Source organism: Nocardia sp. NPDC005825 (genome assembly GCF_040630175.1).
Lineage (GTDB): Bacteria > Actinomycetota > Actinomycetes > Mycobacteriales > Mycobacteriaceae > Nocardia.
The window spans coordinates 336,300-351,593 of the sequence record NZ_JBEXXC010000002.1 but is presented as its reverse complement, the minus strand read 5'-3'; the positions used below and the strand labels follow the sequence as shown (position 1 = coordinate 351,593).

General features: G+C 70.2%; 13 protein-coding genes. 11 read left to right on the top strand and 2 right to left on the bottom strand.

The window, feature by feature from the left end:
* Positions 1-326: 326 nt before the first annotated feature.
* From ABZ382_RS06245 to ABZ382_RS06195, 11 genes are all read left to right on the top strand, one after another.
* Positions 327-1,388 (top strand): glycosyltransferase family 4 protein, encoded by a 1,062-nt coding sequence (locus ABZ382_RS06245; RefSeq protein ID WP_357085894.1) that lies wholly within the window; start codon positions 327-329, stop codon positions 1,386-1,388.
* Positions 1,385-2,575, top strand: coding sequence for a glycosyltransferase family 4 protein (locus tag ABZ382_RS06240; RefSeq protein WP_357084922.1), 1,191 nt, complete (start codon positions 1,385-1,387; stop codon positions 2,573-2,575). The genes ABZ382_RS06245 and ABZ382_RS06240 overlap by 4 nt, the downstream gene beginning before the upstream one ends.
* A 445-nt stretch (positions 2,576-3,020) precedes the next feature.
* Positions 3,021-4,304 carry an oligosaccharide flippase family protein gene (locus tag ABZ382_RS06235; RefSeq protein ID WP_357085892.1) on the top strand — a complete coding sequence of 428 codons (1,284 nt, stop codon included), beginning with the start codon at positions 3,021-3,023 and terminating at the stop codon, positions 4,302-4,304.
* On the top strand, positions 4,301-5,305 hold the full coding sequence (locus ABZ382_RS06230) for a glycosyltransferase (RefSeq protein ID WP_357084919.1): 1,005 nt from the start codon (positions 4,301-4,303) through the stop codon (positions 5,303-5,305). The genes ABZ382_RS06235 and ABZ382_RS06230 overlap by 4 nt, the downstream gene beginning before the upstream one ends.
* Before the next feature lie 86 nt (positions 5,306-5,391).
* Complete coding sequence (locus ABZ382_RS06225) at positions 5,392-6,768, top strand: hypothetical protein (protein WP_357084916.1); 1,377 nt, start codon at positions 5,392-5,394, stop codon at positions 6,766-6,768.
* Positions 6,759-8,060 carry a Wzz/FepE/Etk N-terminal domain-containing protein gene (locus ABZ382_RS06220; protein WP_357084914.1) on the top strand — a complete coding sequence of 434 codons (1,302 nt, stop codon included), beginning with the start codon at positions 6,759-6,761 and terminating at the stop codon, positions 8,058-8,060. The genes ABZ382_RS06225 and ABZ382_RS06220 overlap by 10 nt, the downstream gene beginning before the upstream one ends.
* A 77-nt stretch (positions 8,061-8,137) precedes the next feature.
* Positions 8,138-9,466, top strand: coding sequence for a glycosyl hydrolase family 28-related protein (locus ABZ382_RS06215; protein ID WP_357085890.1), 1,329 nt, complete (start codon positions 8,138-8,140; stop codon positions 9,464-9,466).
* Positions 9,463-10,767, top strand: coding sequence for a GNAT family protein (locus tag ABZ382_RS06210; RefSeq protein WP_357084911.1), 1,305 nt, complete (start codon positions 9,463-9,465; stop codon positions 10,765-10,767). Before ABZ382_RS06215 ends, ABZ382_RS06210 begins: the two co-directional genes overlap by 4 nt.
* Entirely contained in the window at positions 10,760-12,079 is a 1,320-nt protein-coding gene (locus ABZ382_RS06205; RefSeq protein ID WP_357084908.1) for a glutamate-1-semialdehyde 2,1-aminomutase, read from the top strand. The genes ABZ382_RS06210 and ABZ382_RS06205 overlap by 8 nt, the downstream gene beginning before the upstream one ends.
* A gap of 13 nt (positions 12,080-12,092) precedes the next feature.
* Positions 12,093-13,271: a glycosyltransferase gene (locus tag ABZ382_RS06200; protein ID WP_357084907.1), complete on the top strand. Its 1,179-nt coding sequence runs from the start codon at positions 12,093-12,095 to the stop codon at positions 13,269-13,271.
* A gap of 80 nt (positions 13,272-13,351) precedes the next feature.
* Positions 13,352-14,212: an amidohydrolase family protein gene (locus ABZ382_RS06195; RefSeq protein ID WP_357084904.1), complete on the top strand. Its 861-nt coding sequence runs from the start codon at positions 13,352-13,354 to the stop codon at positions 14,210-14,212.
* A gap of 45 nt (positions 14,213-14,257) precedes the next feature.
* Here the strand turns inward: ABZ382_RS06195 and infA are convergent, their stop codons facing one another.
* Both infA and ABZ382_RS06185 read right to left on the bottom strand, forming a co-directional pair.
* On the bottom strand, positions 14,258-14,491 hold the full coding sequence (gene infA / locus ABZ382_RS06190; RefSeq protein ID WP_357084901.1) for a translation initiation factor IF-1: 234 nt from the start codon (positions 14,489-14,491) through the stop codon (positions 14,258-14,260).
* Entirely contained in the window at positions 14,488-15,258 is a 771-nt protein-coding gene (locus ABZ382_RS06185) for a GNAT family N-acetyltransferase (protein WP_357084898.1), read from the bottom strand. Before ABZ382_RS06185 ends, infA begins: the two co-directional genes overlap by 4 nt.
* Positions 15,259-15,294: the final 36 nt, after the last annotated feature.

Below are 15,294 nucleotides of genomic sequence, written 5' to 3'. Positions count from 1 at the left end.
CCGACCACGTCATTCCCGCCGATCACCGTAACCCAGATACCGTTCGGCGACGCGAGCGTTAATCACCCGGGACGCTTTTCCGGATGGAAACGAATTGCTTATTCTGTGTCACAACATAATTCGGAATTCATTCCGGCCCGCCCCGGCGCGACTTGATCTTTCTCGCCACACGGACTGGTCAGTCGCATGATTGCCGTTCGTTAGCCCTCCTCCACCCCCGGATTGGCATACACTTGCGCTGCAAGGGCGTTCGGATCGGGATGTCGGTCCGAATGTGGGCGACGGACCCGGGGGTGAGGGTTTTGACACGGCCCATTCGGGTGTTCATGACGGGGTCGGAGTGGTTCACGGCCGCTCACGGGGGACTGAATCGGTACTTCACCGATCTCTACGACGCGCTCGCCCGCGACAACGGAATAGCGCTCAGCGCAAGAGCTTTCGGCGACGCCCCCGCCGGGGCGCGCTCCTGGGGACCGACGGGCGGCTCCACCCTCGATCGCGCCCGCACCGCGTTCCTGGATCGGGACGCGCTCACCCGCGACACCGTGATCGACCGGCACTTCTGCCTGTACGGTCCGGCCGCGGTGCGGAACCCGCTGGTGGTCCATTTCCACGGACCGTGGGCCGCCGAGAGCCGCCTGGCGGGCGAGGGTCCGCGCGCGGTCCGGGCCAAGTACCTCGTCGAGCGCTTGCGGTACGCCCGCGCCGACCGATTCGTCGTGCTGTCCGACCATTTCCGGCGTTTGCTGGTCGGCGACTACGGCATCCGGGCGGACAAGGTCCGGGTGATTCCGCCGGGCGTCGATCTGGACCGCTTCATCGCCACCGAGCCGGACGCGAACTCCGGGATCGTGCTGTGCGTGCGGCGGCTGGAGAAACGCATGGGCATCGACGTCCTGCTCCGCGCCTGGTCCGCGGTCGCCACCCGGCATCCGGACGCGCGGCTGGTGATCGTCGGAACCGGCACCGCCGAGACCGAATTGCGGGAACTGGCGGCGAGCCTGTTCGGCGACGAGCCGCACTCCCCCGTCCGGTTCACCGGCACGGTGTCCGACGCGGAACTCACCGACCTCTACACCCGGGCCGATCTCACCGTGGTGCCGTCGCTGGCCCTGGAGGGCTTCGGCCTCATCGCCCTCGAATCCCTCGCCGCCGGACGCCCGCCCGTGGTGTCCGACTGCGGCGGCCTGCCGGATTCGGTCCGCGACCTCGATCCCTCGCTCATCGTCCCGCCGGGCGATGCCGAGGCGCTCGCCGCCCGGCTGGTCGCGGCCCTGGACGGGGTGCGGCCGGACCCGAAACAGTGCCGCGCCCATGCGGAGACGTTCTCCTGGGCCGTCGCGGCCCGGCGGCACCGTGACCTGTATACGGAGCTCACCGCGCGATGACCCTGAAGGCCGTCTTCCTGGCACACACCGCGGCCCCCTCCGGGGCCGAACTGGCGACCCTGCGACTGGTCTCGGCCATGCCGGCCGGACGCACCGCCGTGGTGTACACCGAGGACGGCCCGATGCTGCGCCTGATGGCGGAGCGCGGTATCGAAACCCGCGTCGTGCGCAATGATTTCGACTCCCGCGCCATGACCATCGACAAGGCCGGGGTCCGCAGCCTGCTGGTCGGCGCGACGGGCCTGCTGCGCCTGGGCTGGACCCTGGGCGCGACCGTGCGCGAACTGGAGGCCACGGTCCTGGTCGCGGGCAGCACCAAGGCGATGCTCATGGGCGCGGTGGCCGCGCGCCGGGCCGGGGTGCCGCTGGTGTGGCATGTGCACGACCGGGTTTCGCGCGACTACTTCGGCCGCGCGCTGGCGCTGATCATCCGGGTGCTGGGCTGGGTCGTGGCCCGCGGCGTCATCGCCAACAGCCGCGGCACCCTGGCCTCGCTCTACACCTGGCGACGCCGGGCTGTGGTCGCCTACCCGGGCGTCGAATTCCCCGCCGGTGACGAATCAGCCGAGTCCGCGGCCGATTCCGGGATCCTCGGCGACGCCCGCCCGCAGGGCCAGCGTCCCGCCACCGAGACCGTCATCGCCGTGGTCGGCCGTCTCGCCCCGTGGAAGGGTCAGGACCTGTTCCTGCGCGCCCTCGCCGACGCGAAAACCCTGCCGCGCGAGGTGTTCCTGGTCGGCGGCACCTTCTTCGACGAGCAGTCCTACCGCGCCGAACTCGAGGTGCACGCCACCGCCCTCGGCCTCCCGGTGACCTTCACCGGCCACGTGGACGACCCGGAATCCTATCTGCGCCACGCCGATATCCTCGTGCACTGCTCGGTGCTGCCCGAACCGTTCGGGCAGGTCGTGGTCGAGGGCATGCGGGCGGGCTGCGCCGTCATCGCGACCCGGCCGGGCGGCCCGGAGGAGATCGTCGACCCGGGCGTGAACGGCCTGCTGGTGACCGCCGGGAACCGGGCCGAACTCACCCGCGCCCTGGACCGCCTGATCGCCGATCCGGAACTGCGCACCAAACTGGCCGACGCCGCGCGACTGCGCGCGCGGGACTTCGACGTGGCCGCCGCGGGCCGGACCGTCACCGAATTCCTGACCGGCCTGCCCGGAAAGCGGTGGCGTCGTGGATGATCCGACCGACCCGCTCCCCTACGACCCGCCCACTGTGCAGCTGGAGAGCCTCGGCACCCTGAGCCGCTTGCGGCAGCGCCGCCACCTGCGGCACCGCATCCCCGAGGTCGACCAGCAGGCCACCGCCTTCGAACACGACGAATCACGCCGCGACCACGGCCCGGCCGCGCACCGGCCCGCCCACCCGGGCGGCTTCGACCGCGGGCCCGCATTCGGCCGGGCATCGTTCGAGGAGACCCGCGCCGCCCGCTACGCGGCCCCGTCGCGGGGTCCGGTGCTGCCCACCTTCTACGGCGACCCGATCGAACCGCCGACCGTCCGGCTGCCCGTCATCGTCCCGCAGCGCGACGCGTCGGGCGCGTACCGCCCCGCCGACGGCGAATCCGACTCCGCCGCAGATCTTTCCACCGACACCGGTAAACACCGTAAACAATCGTCGTCGGGCCTGGGCGGCATCGGTGGCATCATCCGCGACATCGGTCTGGTGACCTTCGGCAAGTACGGCCAATACGTCATCACCCTGGTCACCGTCCCGCTGCTGGCCCGGATGCTCGGTCCGCACGGCACCGGCCTGCTGGCCATCGGCATGTCCTCGTACTTCATCGGCTCACTGGTGGTCGACCTCGGCGTGACGTCGTTCCTGGCCGCCAAGGTCCCCGACGACGATCCGGGCAACCGCGAGGTGAACCGGCTGCGGGGCACCTATCTCGCCATCCGCGCCACCACCCTGACCATCATCGGCGCGGCGCTGCTGGCCACCATGACCGTCGGGGTCTCCCCCAAACTGCACATGGTGCTGCTGGGGCTCTTCGCCGGCGGATTCTGGTCGGTGTCGGAGGACTGGCTGCTGATCGGCCAGGGCCGGTTCGGGACCTCCACCATGTATCAGGGCGTGGGGCGCATCGGCTATCTGGCGCTGCTGGTCGGGCTGTTACCCCGCTTCCCGAGCGCCTCCATGGCCGTGCTGTGCCTGCTCATCTCCTCGATCGCCACGGTCTCGCTGACCTGGTGGGATTCCTTCCGCAGGTTCGGCCCGCCCGCCCGGCCCTACGGCGTGAAGGCCGTACTGCGCATGGCCGCACCGATTTTCACCTCCCGGCTGCTGGTCACCGGTTACGGCCAGGGGTCGGCCGCCGTCTACGGCGCGGTGCTCGAGGCGGCCTCGCTGGGCCTGTACTCCGCGGGGGACCGCCTGGTCCGCGCCATCCAGTCCACCCTGGACCCGATCGGTTTCGCCCTGCTGCCGCGCATGGCCCGGCGCAGCGGCGACGATCAGTTCTGGCGCAATCAGATTCAGATGATCGTCGGCTGCGTGACCCTGGCGTGCCTGGCGGTGGTGGCGGTCTGGATCATGGCGCCGACCCTGATCCACCTGATCTACACCGACGACTTCACCGGCGCGATCTCGCTGCTGCGCGTGGAGATCCTCATTCTGCCCGCCACCACCATCACCTCGTATGTGACCACCGCCGTGCTGCCGGTCAAGCAGGACACCATGGGCGTGCTGATCGGCGCGATCATCGGCACCTGCGTCGCGGCGACGGCCTTGGTGGTGGCCATGCGAACCGGCTCGGTGTGGAGCCTGGTCTATGGCACCGTTTCCGCGGAATTCGGTGTCGCGCTGTGGTACATCATCCGGGTGCGCTGGCTCATGGTCCGGGAACGGACCCGGCGGGACGGGCCCATCGAACCGGCCACCGCATTGCTGACCAAGGGGGACGTGGCGTGAAGGTGCTCTTCGTCGGGGATGACTGGGTGGGCAGCAACGCGCGCTCGCTCGCCGACGGATTCCGGCAGGCCGGACACGAGGTGGTCGTCATCGACACCACAGCGGTGACGCTGCCCGCACGGCTGTCGCCGCCGTGGGTGTACTCGAAGTTCGCGCACCGCCGCGCCCCCTGGGATGTGGAGGCCCTGCACCGCGAGATCGACAGCGCCGCGCAGGCATTCGCACCGGACGTGCTGTTCGCGTTCAAGTCCGTGCACCTGGATCAGCAGCGGCTGCTCGGCGCCCGCGCCGGCCTGCATGTGCACTACAGCCCCGATGACGTCTCCAATCCGTACAACACCAGCCCGGAATACCTGGCGCACGAGGCCGAATGGGACCTCATCGTCACCACCAAATGGCACAACGTGCCCGAACTCACCGCGCGTGGCGCGCAGCACGTGAAATTCGTTCGTAGTGCTTATGATCCGGCGCTGCACCACATCACCGCCCGCCGCACCGTGCGCCGATTCCTGCTCGGCTTCATCGGCGCGGTCCGGCCCGATCGCGAGGACCTGCTGGTCTCCCTGGCCCGGGAACACCACGGGGACATGCTGCTGCGCGGCCCCGGCTGGCGGCGGGTGCGCGCGCTGTGGCAGACCGGCGCGGACGTCGGCGGCGCGGTCTACGGCGAGCACTTCTCGGCGGCCGTCGCCGCGGTCACCGCCAACCTGGTGCTGCTGAACTCCGACAACCGCGACACCCACACCTGCCGCACCTTCGAAGTCCCCGCCGCCGGTGGGCTTTTCGTCGGCGAACGCACCGACGAGCACGCCGAACTGCTCCAGGACGACGCCGAGTGCTACCTGTTCTCCGGCCCCGCCGAACTGCGCGAGATCCTGCGCCGCTGCACCAAGTATCCCGAGCAGGCCGCCAAGGTCGCCGAGGCCGGGCACCACCGGATCGTCACGGGCGCGCACAGCTACGCCGACCGCGCCCGCGAGATCGTCGACGCCCTGGCATGAACCGCGCGGTCCGGGCGAAAAAGACCTTGCCGCAAGCGGGTAACGCCGCGGCACGCCCGGCGACATAAGGGGGTGATGGGAGAGTGATGGCCTCCGCTCAGTTCGCCGTATTCCTGGTCGCCGCCGCGCTGGCGACAATCGTCGTGGCCGCGATGTTCCTGCCCGGGGTGGCCCGGGTGTTCCTCATCGCGCAGACCGCGCACTGGTCGCTGTCGTTCATCGCGCGGCCGGTGGTGCTGCTGTGGGTCGAGCCCGTCCCCGGCTTCGGCGACAATGTGCCCGACCCGCGGCTCTACGAGTACGGCTACGACGACGGCATCGCGGCGGTGCTGCAGCCGGTGATCTTCGGCCTGTGGTTCTACGCGGGCCTGATCATCGCCTACGTCCTGTGGGTACGGTCGCGGCCGCCGCGGAACCCGCCGCGCACAGCGCCTTTCGCGGGCGACCCGGTCTTCACCCAGACCCTGTTCCTGCTCTACGGCATCGGCACCCTGGGCCGGCTGGCCGCCTACGCGACCGGCTCCACCGGCAAGGCCGGTGAACTGGAGAGCCCCAACCCGCTGATCAACCTGGTCACCATTCTCGCCACCCTGGGCGCGGTCGGCCTGATCGTGTTCTTCCGCAGCGACTCCGGCCGCACCACCCTGCTGGTGGTCGGCGCGCTCGTCGGCGGTGAACTGCTGTGGACCGCGACCGTGCAGTCCAAGACCCCGATCATGGGCGCGGCCCTGGCCATCGCCGTGCGCTTCGCCATGACCGGCTGGACCCGCCGCAATGTGATCGGCGTGCTGAGCATCATCGCCCTGGCGCTGGGCGGCTTCGGCTGGCTGCAATCGCTCAAGACCGACTCCGCAGCCAAAGCCGAAGCGGCGCAGGTCGATGCGCAGTATCCGACGGTGGTGCACCCGTTCCTGAGCATGCTGCGCCGCTTCGATCTGCTCGAGGCCGCCACCGACGCCTGGTTCGCCGGCCCCCACTCGTGGCTCACGCCGCAGCAGGTGGCGGTGCACGCCTTCCAGAGTCTGATCCCCACCCAGCTGCTGGGCGCGGAGAAGTTCCGCTCCGGCGCGGCCTGGGCCGAGCAGGTGCGCGGCGGGTCGGTGGACATGTCGACGGTGGAGGTGTCGCTCGCCGAGGGCAATATCAACGAGGGCTACGTGCTGGGCGGCTACATCGGGGTGGCGGTGGGGGTCACCATCACGTTCGTGCTGCTGCTGATCTGGATCCGGGCCCTCTACAGCAAGTACCTGGCCATGGCCATTCTCGGCTTGTCCGTGATCGAGGTGCCGGTGCTGTTCGAGCGCGGCATCCTCGGCACCGTCGAGATGCTCGGCAAATACCTGCAGGCCGTGGTGCTGGCCTGGACGGCGTATCTGGTTGTTGGTGAATTCCGAAGACGAGTGGAGCAGCCGCCGGGGGCCGGTGTTCCATCCGGGAAAACGAGGACAGCGCAATGGGTTTGATCGACTACTGGCGACTGCTGCGGCGGCGCTGGCCGATAATCGTTGCCGCGGTGGTGATCTGCACGGGGGCGGCCTACGGCTACGCGAGCACCCTGCCGACCGAGTACACGGCGACGAGTTCGGTGTACGTGTCCATGGCGACCGGAACCTCGGTCAACGACTCCTATCAGGGCGGACTGGCCGCGCAGCAGCGGGTGCGCTCGTATGTCGACCTGGCCAACTCGGTCACCGTCGCGACCTACGTCCGCGACCAGCTGGGCCTCAAGGCCTCGGTGAACGATCTGCGCGGCCGCATCTCCGCGGTGTCGCCCCCGGCCACCACGATCATCGTCATCACGGTGAAGGACTCCACCGCGGCCGGGGCGCGCACCCTGGCCGACGAGGTGGTCTCCCAGTTCCGGGCGCTGGTCTCGCGACTCGAGGTCACCCAGACCGACGCCGCGCCCGCGGCCCGCGCCGAGGTGATCGACAAGGCGCAGACCCCGACCCAGCCCAGCGCCCCGCAGAAGAAGCGCTACTACATCCTCGGCGTGCTGGCCGGGCTGATGCTGGGCGTGGGCGCGGCGGTGGTCCGTGACAAGCTCGACAAGCGGGTGCGCACCTCCACCGAGCTGGAAGCCTTTCTCCCGGTGCCGATCCTGGGCATCGTGGACGACGGGCGGCCCGGCGCGGCCGGGGAGCTGCGGCGGCTGCGTACCCGGCTCACCGAGGATCCCGACCTGGTCAGCCTGCTGCTGACCTCGCTGTCCCCGCACTCGGAACCGGACGTGGCGATCGGGCTGGCCCGCACCTTCGCCGACACCGGCGCGCGGGTGGTGCTGGTCGACGCCGACACCACCGGGCACGGCTCCACCCGGCGCACGCCCGCGGCCGCGGCGGCCGGGCTCTCGGAACTGTTGCGCAGCAACGGGAATCCCTCGGCGGCGGTCATGCCCTGGCCCGAGGTGGGGATCAATGTGCTGCCGCTGGGCGGCGTGGACTTCCGCACCCCCGACCTGCTCGATTCGGAACGATTCGCCGACATCATGTCCAAGCTGCGCAGCGAGTTCGACCACATCGTCGTGGAGTGCGCGCCGGTGACCGCGGCGGCCGACGCCATCGCGCTGGCGCGGCGCTGTGACGGCACCATCGGCGTGATCGAACTCGGCCAGACCACCTCCAATCAGGTGCGCGGCGCGGTGGCCACCTTCGGCCACGACAACAAGCGGATGATCGGGACCGTGGTGTTCTCGCGGCCGCACAAGAGCGTCGGCGAGATGGTCCGGCATCCCCTCGATCTGGTGAAGCGGTGATCGAGGGCGGCGGGGGGACGGACCAGGCGGGAACGGACGGCGAGGCGAATACCAGCAGCGGCGTGCGGCGCCGGCGCATGCTCATGGCCGGGCTGGGGGCCGCGGCCATCCTGCCCGTGGCGGCGGCGTGCTCGAGCGGGGATTCCGGGGACGGCGCCGAGTTCCGGTCCCCGCACGTCACCGATCAGCCCGCGGCCCGCAATGTGAAGGACTTCGGCGCGGTCGGGGACGGGAAGGCCGACGACACCGAGGCTTTCGAGAAGGCCGCGGCGGTGAGCGGGCGTCCCCTCGTGCTCTACATTCCGGCCGGGCAATACGTGCTCACCCGTTTCCCGGCGCTGTCGGACTACGCGACGGTGCTGGGCGACGGCGCGGACGTGACCACCATCAACTACGACGGTGACGACACCTTCATCGCGCTGCAGCGCAAGCAGCGGGTCCGCTTCTCCCGCCTGGGCTTCTACTTCTCGGGCGCGAAGGTGACCGCCGTGCGGCTGTCGGAGTGCTTCCGCTGCACCTTCGACTCGGTGGTGCTGCGCGGCAATCACCTCAGCGACAACGCGCCCCGGTTCCAGGAGCAGCGGGGGCTGGTGCTGGACCGCAATACCGGCGGCACCACCGTCATCAACTCCGACATCAACAATTTCGGCTACGGCATCGTCACCTCCTGCATCCAGAACTACGTGACGTCGTCGAAGCTCACCAACAACCGCATCGGCGTGCTGGGCACCGGCGGTGACCACAATGCCGGATTGGCCATGGCCAATGTGGAATTCGTCTCCGACAACGACCCCCGCACCACCGACAAGCACGTGTTCGTCGACGGCCCGGCCAATGACTGGTGGCTGACCAACGTGTGGTTCGAGGGCGCCGACACCGCGCTCGCCATCGGCGGCCCGGCCGGCGGGCCCGCCCAGTTCGGACTGGTCAACTGCAAGGTGGCCGCACGCAAGGTGTGTCTGGACCTGATCCGCTGCCGCCAGCCGTATCTGGCCAATGTGCAGTTCGATCCGGATCTGGACGCGCCGCCGATCGAAGTGCGGGTCGATCCCAAGGGCGTGGCCGAGGGCACCGCGATCAATCTGATCTCCGGGTCGTTCGAGGACGTGGATCCCAAGTCCTTCCCCGACGGCTGGCACGTGATCGGGCGCGGGGCGATCCACGGGGCGCGCTTCGCCGGAACCACGGTGGCGCAGGCCTTCCAGCCCGGCACCGACATCTTCCAGGTCCAGGACCGCGACGGCACGGTGCTGTCGGCCGTATTGAACAGTGGGGCTTATCTTTCCGATCGCAGCGAAGGGGGAATCGTGTTGAAGGATGCGGCCGGGGTGTACTGGCGGATGTCGGTGGGGACCGACGGCGCGGTCAAGACCACGTCACTGGGAAAGCAGCGGCCACACTCGTGAGCGGGCAGCCGACAGCACTGCGTCTGGGACCGGCGCGACTACACGGCAGCACCCTGCTGCTGCGGCTGCCGCGCTACACCGACTTCCCGCAGTGGCGGGCGCTGCGGCTGCGGGATCGGGCCTTCCTGGAACCGTTCTGGCACACCTCGCCGCTGTGCTGGGCCGACCGCCACACCGAGAAGGCCTGGGTGCGTGAATGCCTGGAGGCGGCCACCAATGCCCGCACCGGGCATCGCGTGGCCACCGTGATCGAGATCGACGGCCGCTTCGCCGGGCAGGTGGAGATCGGCAATATCGACGATCGGGCCAAGCAGGGCGAGATGGGGATCTGGATCGACGCGCGGCTGGGGCGGCACGGCTTCGGCGGCATCGCGGCGGGCCTGATCCTCGACTTCGCCTTCGACGCACTCGGTCTGGAGCGCGTGAACGCGCCCATCTCACCGGGGAACGCGGCCGCCACCAGTGGCGCGGTGCAGATCGGGTTCGTGCGGGAGGGCCGGATGCGGCTGCACTTCGACGTCGGCGGGGCGCGGGCCGATCACGATCTGTGGTCGATGACGCGGGCGGAGATCCCGCCCAAGGGGTTCACCGAGATGTGGACCGAACGGACCCTCGAACACCGCACCCCGCCCGCGCCGCCCTGCGCACCCGAAGACGCGCTGCCGGCCCCGGTAATGCCCGACACCGCAATGCTTTTCGGTGTCCAGGCCCGCTATCGCGCCGGGCAGGTATGGCGAGCCGCGCAGCGGCTGCTGCCCGCCCGGCCGGTGATCTTGCGGCTGCCCGGTCACGACGGGACGGTGCTGCGTTCGGCGCGGCCCGCCGACGGCCCGATGCGGGCCGCGGCCGTGCGTAACGCGGGACCCGTGGCCGCCGACGGAATCGGTAGCAGCGGAACGGCGTGGCTACGCGAAATCGCCCTCAGCGCAGCGGGTGTCCGCTCCCCCGCCGGTCTGCTGTTCGTCCTCGACGTCGCGGGCGCCTACGCCGGCACCGCCCGGCTGTTCGACCTCGACCTGTTCGATCGCAATGCCCGGATCCAGTTGTGGACCGATCCCGCCCGCGCCGACGACGCCGTGCGCACGGCCGCCACCCGGGCACTGCTGGGCTACGCCTTCGACCGGCTCGGACTGTTCCGGGTCAGTACGGCCGTGGCGGCCGGAGACACCGCGTCCGCCGCCGTCGCCGCCGACGCGGGCCTGCACCAGGAGGGAACCATGCGCAGCTACACCGGACTCGACGGACACCGCGGCGACCACGACCTGTGGGCCATCACCGCCGGGGGTGATCACCATGCGTGACTACCGGCGCAGCAGCGCGATGCAGGCGCGCCTGCACGAACTGGTGCCGGGCGGCGCGCACACCTACGCCCGCGGCGCGGACCAGTATCCCGAGGACATGGCCCCGATCCTGGTGCGCGGCAACGGCGCCCGGGTCTGGGACGCCGACGGCAACGAGTACGTCGAATACGGCATGGGCCTGCGCTCGGTGACCCTCGGCCACGGCTTCGCGCCGGTGGTCGAGGCGGTGGCGCGGACCATCGCCGACGGCGTCAACTTCTCGCGGCCCACCGAGCTGGAACTGGCGGCGGCCGAGGACTTCCTGAGCCTGGTGCCGGGCGCGGACATGGTGAAGTTCGCCAAGAACGGCTCCGACACGACCACGGCGGCCGTGCGGCTGGCGCGCGCGGCGACCGGGCGGGAGAAGGTCGCGATCTGCGATCAGCCGTTCTTCTCGGTGGACGACTGGTTCATCGGAATGACGGAGATGAACGCCGGGATCCCGGCGGCCCCGACCGTGAAGTTCCGGTACAACGACCTGGAATCGCTGGAAGCCGTGCTGCGCGGCGAGGACATCGCGTGCGTGATCCTCGAACAGGCCACGGCCCTGGCCGATCCCGCGCCGGGCTTCCTCGAAGGCGTGCGCGCCCTGTGCGACAGGTACGGCAGCCTGCTGATCTTCGACGAGATGATCACCGGGTTCCGCTGGTCGGCCGGTGGGGCGCAACAGCTCTACGGCGTGGTGCCGGACCTGTCGTGCTGGGGCAAGGCCATGGCCAACGGCTTCCCGCTCTCGGCGCTGGCCGGGAAACGCGAATACATGGAACTGGGCGGCCTGCGCACCGACGCGGACCGGGTGTTCCTGTTGTCCACCACGCACGGGCCGGAAACCGCGTCGCTGGCGGCCTTCCGGGCCGTCGTCGAGGCCTACCGCGACGGTGATCCGGTGGCGCGCATGGAGGCATCCGGTCGCCGCCTGGCCGCCGCGGTGAACGCCATCGCCGCCGATCTGGGCATCGCCGACCAGCTGGAGGTGGCGGGCCGGCCGTCGTGCCTGGTGTTCCTCACCCGCGACCCGGAAGGCGTTCCGTCCCAGCCGTTCCGGACGCTGTTCCTGCAGGAGCTGCTGGATCGCGGCGTGCTGGGCCAGTCCTTCGTGAACTCGGCCGCCCACACCGACGCCGATATCGACCACACCGTCGACGCCTGCCGGTCGGCGGCCGAGACCTACCGCAAGGCGCTCGAGCAGGGCACGGTCGCGGGGCTGCTCGCCGGGCGGCCCGTGGCCCCGGCGCTACGGCGCACGGCCGCACCGCGCCGGCTCGCGGATTGATCGAGGAGTTCTGATGTCGGCACCCCGGATCGCACTGGTCCACGAACGCTTCACCGAATACGGCGGCTCCGAGGCGGTGGTCGCGGAGTTCATGAAGACCTGGCCCGGCGCACCGGTTTTCGCGCCCATCACCGACCCGCGGTGCACGCGCACGCTGCTGGAGGCCGCGGGACTGAGCCCCGCCGCTCCTGGCGCCGGTGGGCCGGGAGCCATGTCCTCGCCGGCGAGCGAGCTGGTGCGCGACACCTGGTTGTCGCGGGCGTACGCCGCCAGTGGACGACGCTCGCACGCCCCGCTGCTCCCGTTCGCGCCGAGGGCCTTTCGCACCCTCCCCCTCGAAGACGCCTACGACGCGGTCGTGGTGAGCCACCACGCCTTCGCGACCCAGGCCGCCTTCGCCACCACCGCACCGGTCATCGCCTACGTGCACAGCCCGGCCCGCTGGGCCTGGGACAGCGCGTTCCGGGCCCGCGAGGCGGGCGGCCGAGCCGGGCAGGCCGTACTGACCGGACTGGGCGCGCTGGCCCGGCGCAACGAACTGCGGGCCGCGCCCCGGCTCGCACACGTGGTCGCCAATTCCCAGGCGGTCGCCGATCGGGTCCGCGACTGGTGGGGACTGCCCGCGTCGGTGGTGAATCCGCCCGTGCGCGTTGCCCGTTTCGCCCCCGATCCGAGTATCGAGCGCGAGGACTTCTTCCTCTTCGCGGGCCGCCTGGTCCCCTACAAGCGACCCGACCTCGCCATCGCGGCCGCCCAGCGCGCCGGGGTGCGGCTGGTCATCCTCGGCGGCGGCCGCTACCGCCAGCAGCTCGAGGCGATGGCGGGCCCGGAGACCACCTTCCTGGGCGCGGCCTCCGACGACGTCCTGCTCGACATGTACCGGCGCTGCCGCGCGCTGCTCATGCCGGGCGTGGAGGATTTCGGCATCGTCCCGGTGGAGGCCATGGCCTGCGGCGCGCCGGTGCTCGCGGTCGGCGCGGGCGGCGCGCTGGACACCGTGGTGCCCGGCATCTCCGGCGAGCACGTCCCGGCCGGGACCGACACGGAGGTGACCGACGGATTCGCGCGCGCCATGCGCGATTTCGACCCGGCCGCCTATCACGCCGACACCATCCGCAAGCATGCCGCGACGTTCTCCCCGGAGGCGTTCCGCACCCGAATCGCCGACATTGTGTCGCGCAATTCCCGCTGACCGACTATTCATGGATCTGCAACAGCCATCGCGCTCGATAGCGTCAGCGGCGGCGTCATCATGGTCCAGGAGTAGCGAACATGCCCACCGTCCCCCTCGTCGATGCCCACATGCACCTGTGGGACACCAGCGCACACGCCTGGTACCCGAGTTTGGCGAGGTTCGTCGATGCCGGAAAACCCGAGATCGCGCAGAACTTTCTACCGGCCGACTTCGATCGCGGCCTCGGCGGCATCCGGGTGGACGGGCTGGTGCACGTGTCCGCGACCACCGCGCCGCACGCGTACCTGGCCGAAACCCGGTGGGCAGACGCCATCGCCGACGCCGACCCGCGGCCGTTCGCGCTGGTCGGCGGCATCGACCCGACCCTGCCCAAGGACGAGCTGATCGACCACCTCGACCAGCAGGCCCGCACCCCGCGGCTGCGCGGCATCCGGGCCTTCGCCGGGCTCTCGCCGAACACACCCGCGGCCGACACCGTCGCGGGCTGGCTGCAGGAGCACGACGCGGTCTTCGACCTGGTCGCCCAGCCCGGCGAGATCCTCGACTGGATCGACTTCCTGGCCGGCTACCCCGATCTGCGGGTGGTGCTCGAACATCTGGGCTTCCCGCAGGGGCGCTCCTCCGAGGCCCGCACCGCCTGGCACAACGCGATCTCCCTGGCCGCCAAGGAGACCCAGTGGCTGTGCAAGCTGTCCGGGTTCGGGCTGATCTGCCGGGACCTGTCCTGGCCGACGGTCGAGTACTGGCTGGAATCGAGTGTGGCGCTGTGGGGTTGGCGGCGACTGATGTTCGCCTCCAACATGCCGGTGGACTCGATGGCGGGGACCTACACCGAACTGGTCACCACCATCGATCAGGCCGTCACCACCGATGCCACCGAGCAGGAGGCGGAGTACTTCTACCGCACCAACGCCCTGGACACCTACCGGCCGCAGTAGATCCGGAGCCGACGGGGCGGCGACTCGACGCCGCCCCGTCGCCCGTCAGGTCCGGTACCGGAACAGGATTCGTCCCCTGGTGAGGTCGTAGGGGCTCAGCTCGACGAGCACCCGGTCCTCGGGCAGGATCTTGATGTAGTTCTTCCGGATCTTGCCGCTGATGTGCGCCAGGACCCGATGCCCATTGGGCAGTTCCACCGTGAACGTGGCATCGCGCAGGCACTCGACCACGGTGCCCTGGATCTCGATGCCCTTGCCTTTCCGGCCAGGATTCGTCATCGCAGCACCAGTTCCAGGTTGCCGCCGACCCGGCGCGCGCCGACGCTGTCGAACAACGCCAGAGCCGCACCATTGGATTCGTTCACTTCGGCTGTCGCGGTGGGTATTCCGCGATCGTGCAACGCGCCCAGCGCCTCGGACAGCATGACCCGGCCGATGCCGCGTCGCCGCGCCTCGGACCGCACCGCGATGAGTCCGATGCGCGGCAAGCGCGTCGCCTGGACCACGCGCAGCAGTCCGACATAGCGATCGGCCTGTGCCGCGGCCACATACAGCGTCGGATCCACCACGGTGTCGCCGCCGGGCCCGCGCAGGAGCTCGGCGGGCACCTCCTGCCAGCCGATCGTCGATTCGACTTCCTCGCGAATGAATCGGTCCACGACGCGCAGCGGTTCCTCCTCCGCGCTGCCCGCGGGCACCACCGTGATGTCCGGGGGCGGTGTCACGGCACCCAGTCCGGTGGTCGCGGGATCAGTGGGCACGAGATACTCCCACTCACGCCTGCTGGTCACGAAACCCGCTCGCCCCCAACAGGACAGCAGTCCGTCGTCGCCCTCGTCGACCACGGTGTGCAGCGGCCGTCGCAGGGTGGCCAGCATGGCCGTCGCGATCTGATCGAAGACGTCGTCGTGCCACGCGTCGATACTGGCGAACAGCCGCCCATCGGGCCGTCGTGAAACCTCGCCGCACGCGACCACCAGGTCGTTCTCGACGGCTTCCCACCGCGTCGATTCGACCCGGCGGATATCTACAGAATTAGTGTTCATCGGTCGTCACCTTTCGGAATTGCCTACGCAGAGAGG

Coding starts and splice junctions, on each gene's coding strand:
- ABZ382_RS06245 (WP_357085894.1), top strand. CDS start 327: ATGACGGGGTCGGAGTGGTTCACGGCCGCTCACGGGGGACTGAATCGG.
- ABZ382_RS06240 (WP_357084922.1), top strand. CDS start 1,385: ATGACCCTGAAGGCCGTCTTCCTGGCACACACCGCGGCCCCCTCCGGG.
- ABZ382_RS06225 (WP_357084916.1), top strand. CDS start 5,392: ATGGCCTCCGCTCAGTTCGCCGTATTCCTGGTCGCCGCCGCGCTGGCG.
- ABZ382_RS06220 (WP_357084914.1), top strand. CDS start 6,759: ATGGGTTTGATCGACTACTGGCGACTGCTGCGGCGGCGCTGGCCGATA.
- ABZ382_RS06215 (WP_357085890.1), top strand. CDS start 8,138: ATGCTCATGGCCGGGCTGGGGGCCGCGGCCATCCTGCCCGTGGCGGCG.
- ABZ382_RS06205 (WP_357084908.1), top strand. CDS start 10,760: ATGCGTGACTACCGGCGCAGCAGCGCGATGCAGGCGCGCCTGCACGAA.
- ABZ382_RS06200 (WP_357084907.1), top strand. CDS start 12,093: ATGTCGGCACCCCGGATCGCACTGGTCCACGAACGCTTCACCGAATAC.
- ABZ382_RS06195 (WP_357084904.1), top strand. CDS start 13,352: ATGCCCACCGTCCCCCTCGTCGATGCCCACATGCACCTGTGGGACACC.
- infA (WP_357084901.1), bottom strand. CDS start 14,491: ATGACGAATCCTGGCCGGAAAGGCAAGGGCATCGAGATCCAGGGCACC.
- ABZ382_RS06185 (WP_357084898.1), bottom strand. CDS start 15,258: ATGAACACTAATTCTGTAGATATCCGCCGGGTCGAATCGACGCGGTGG.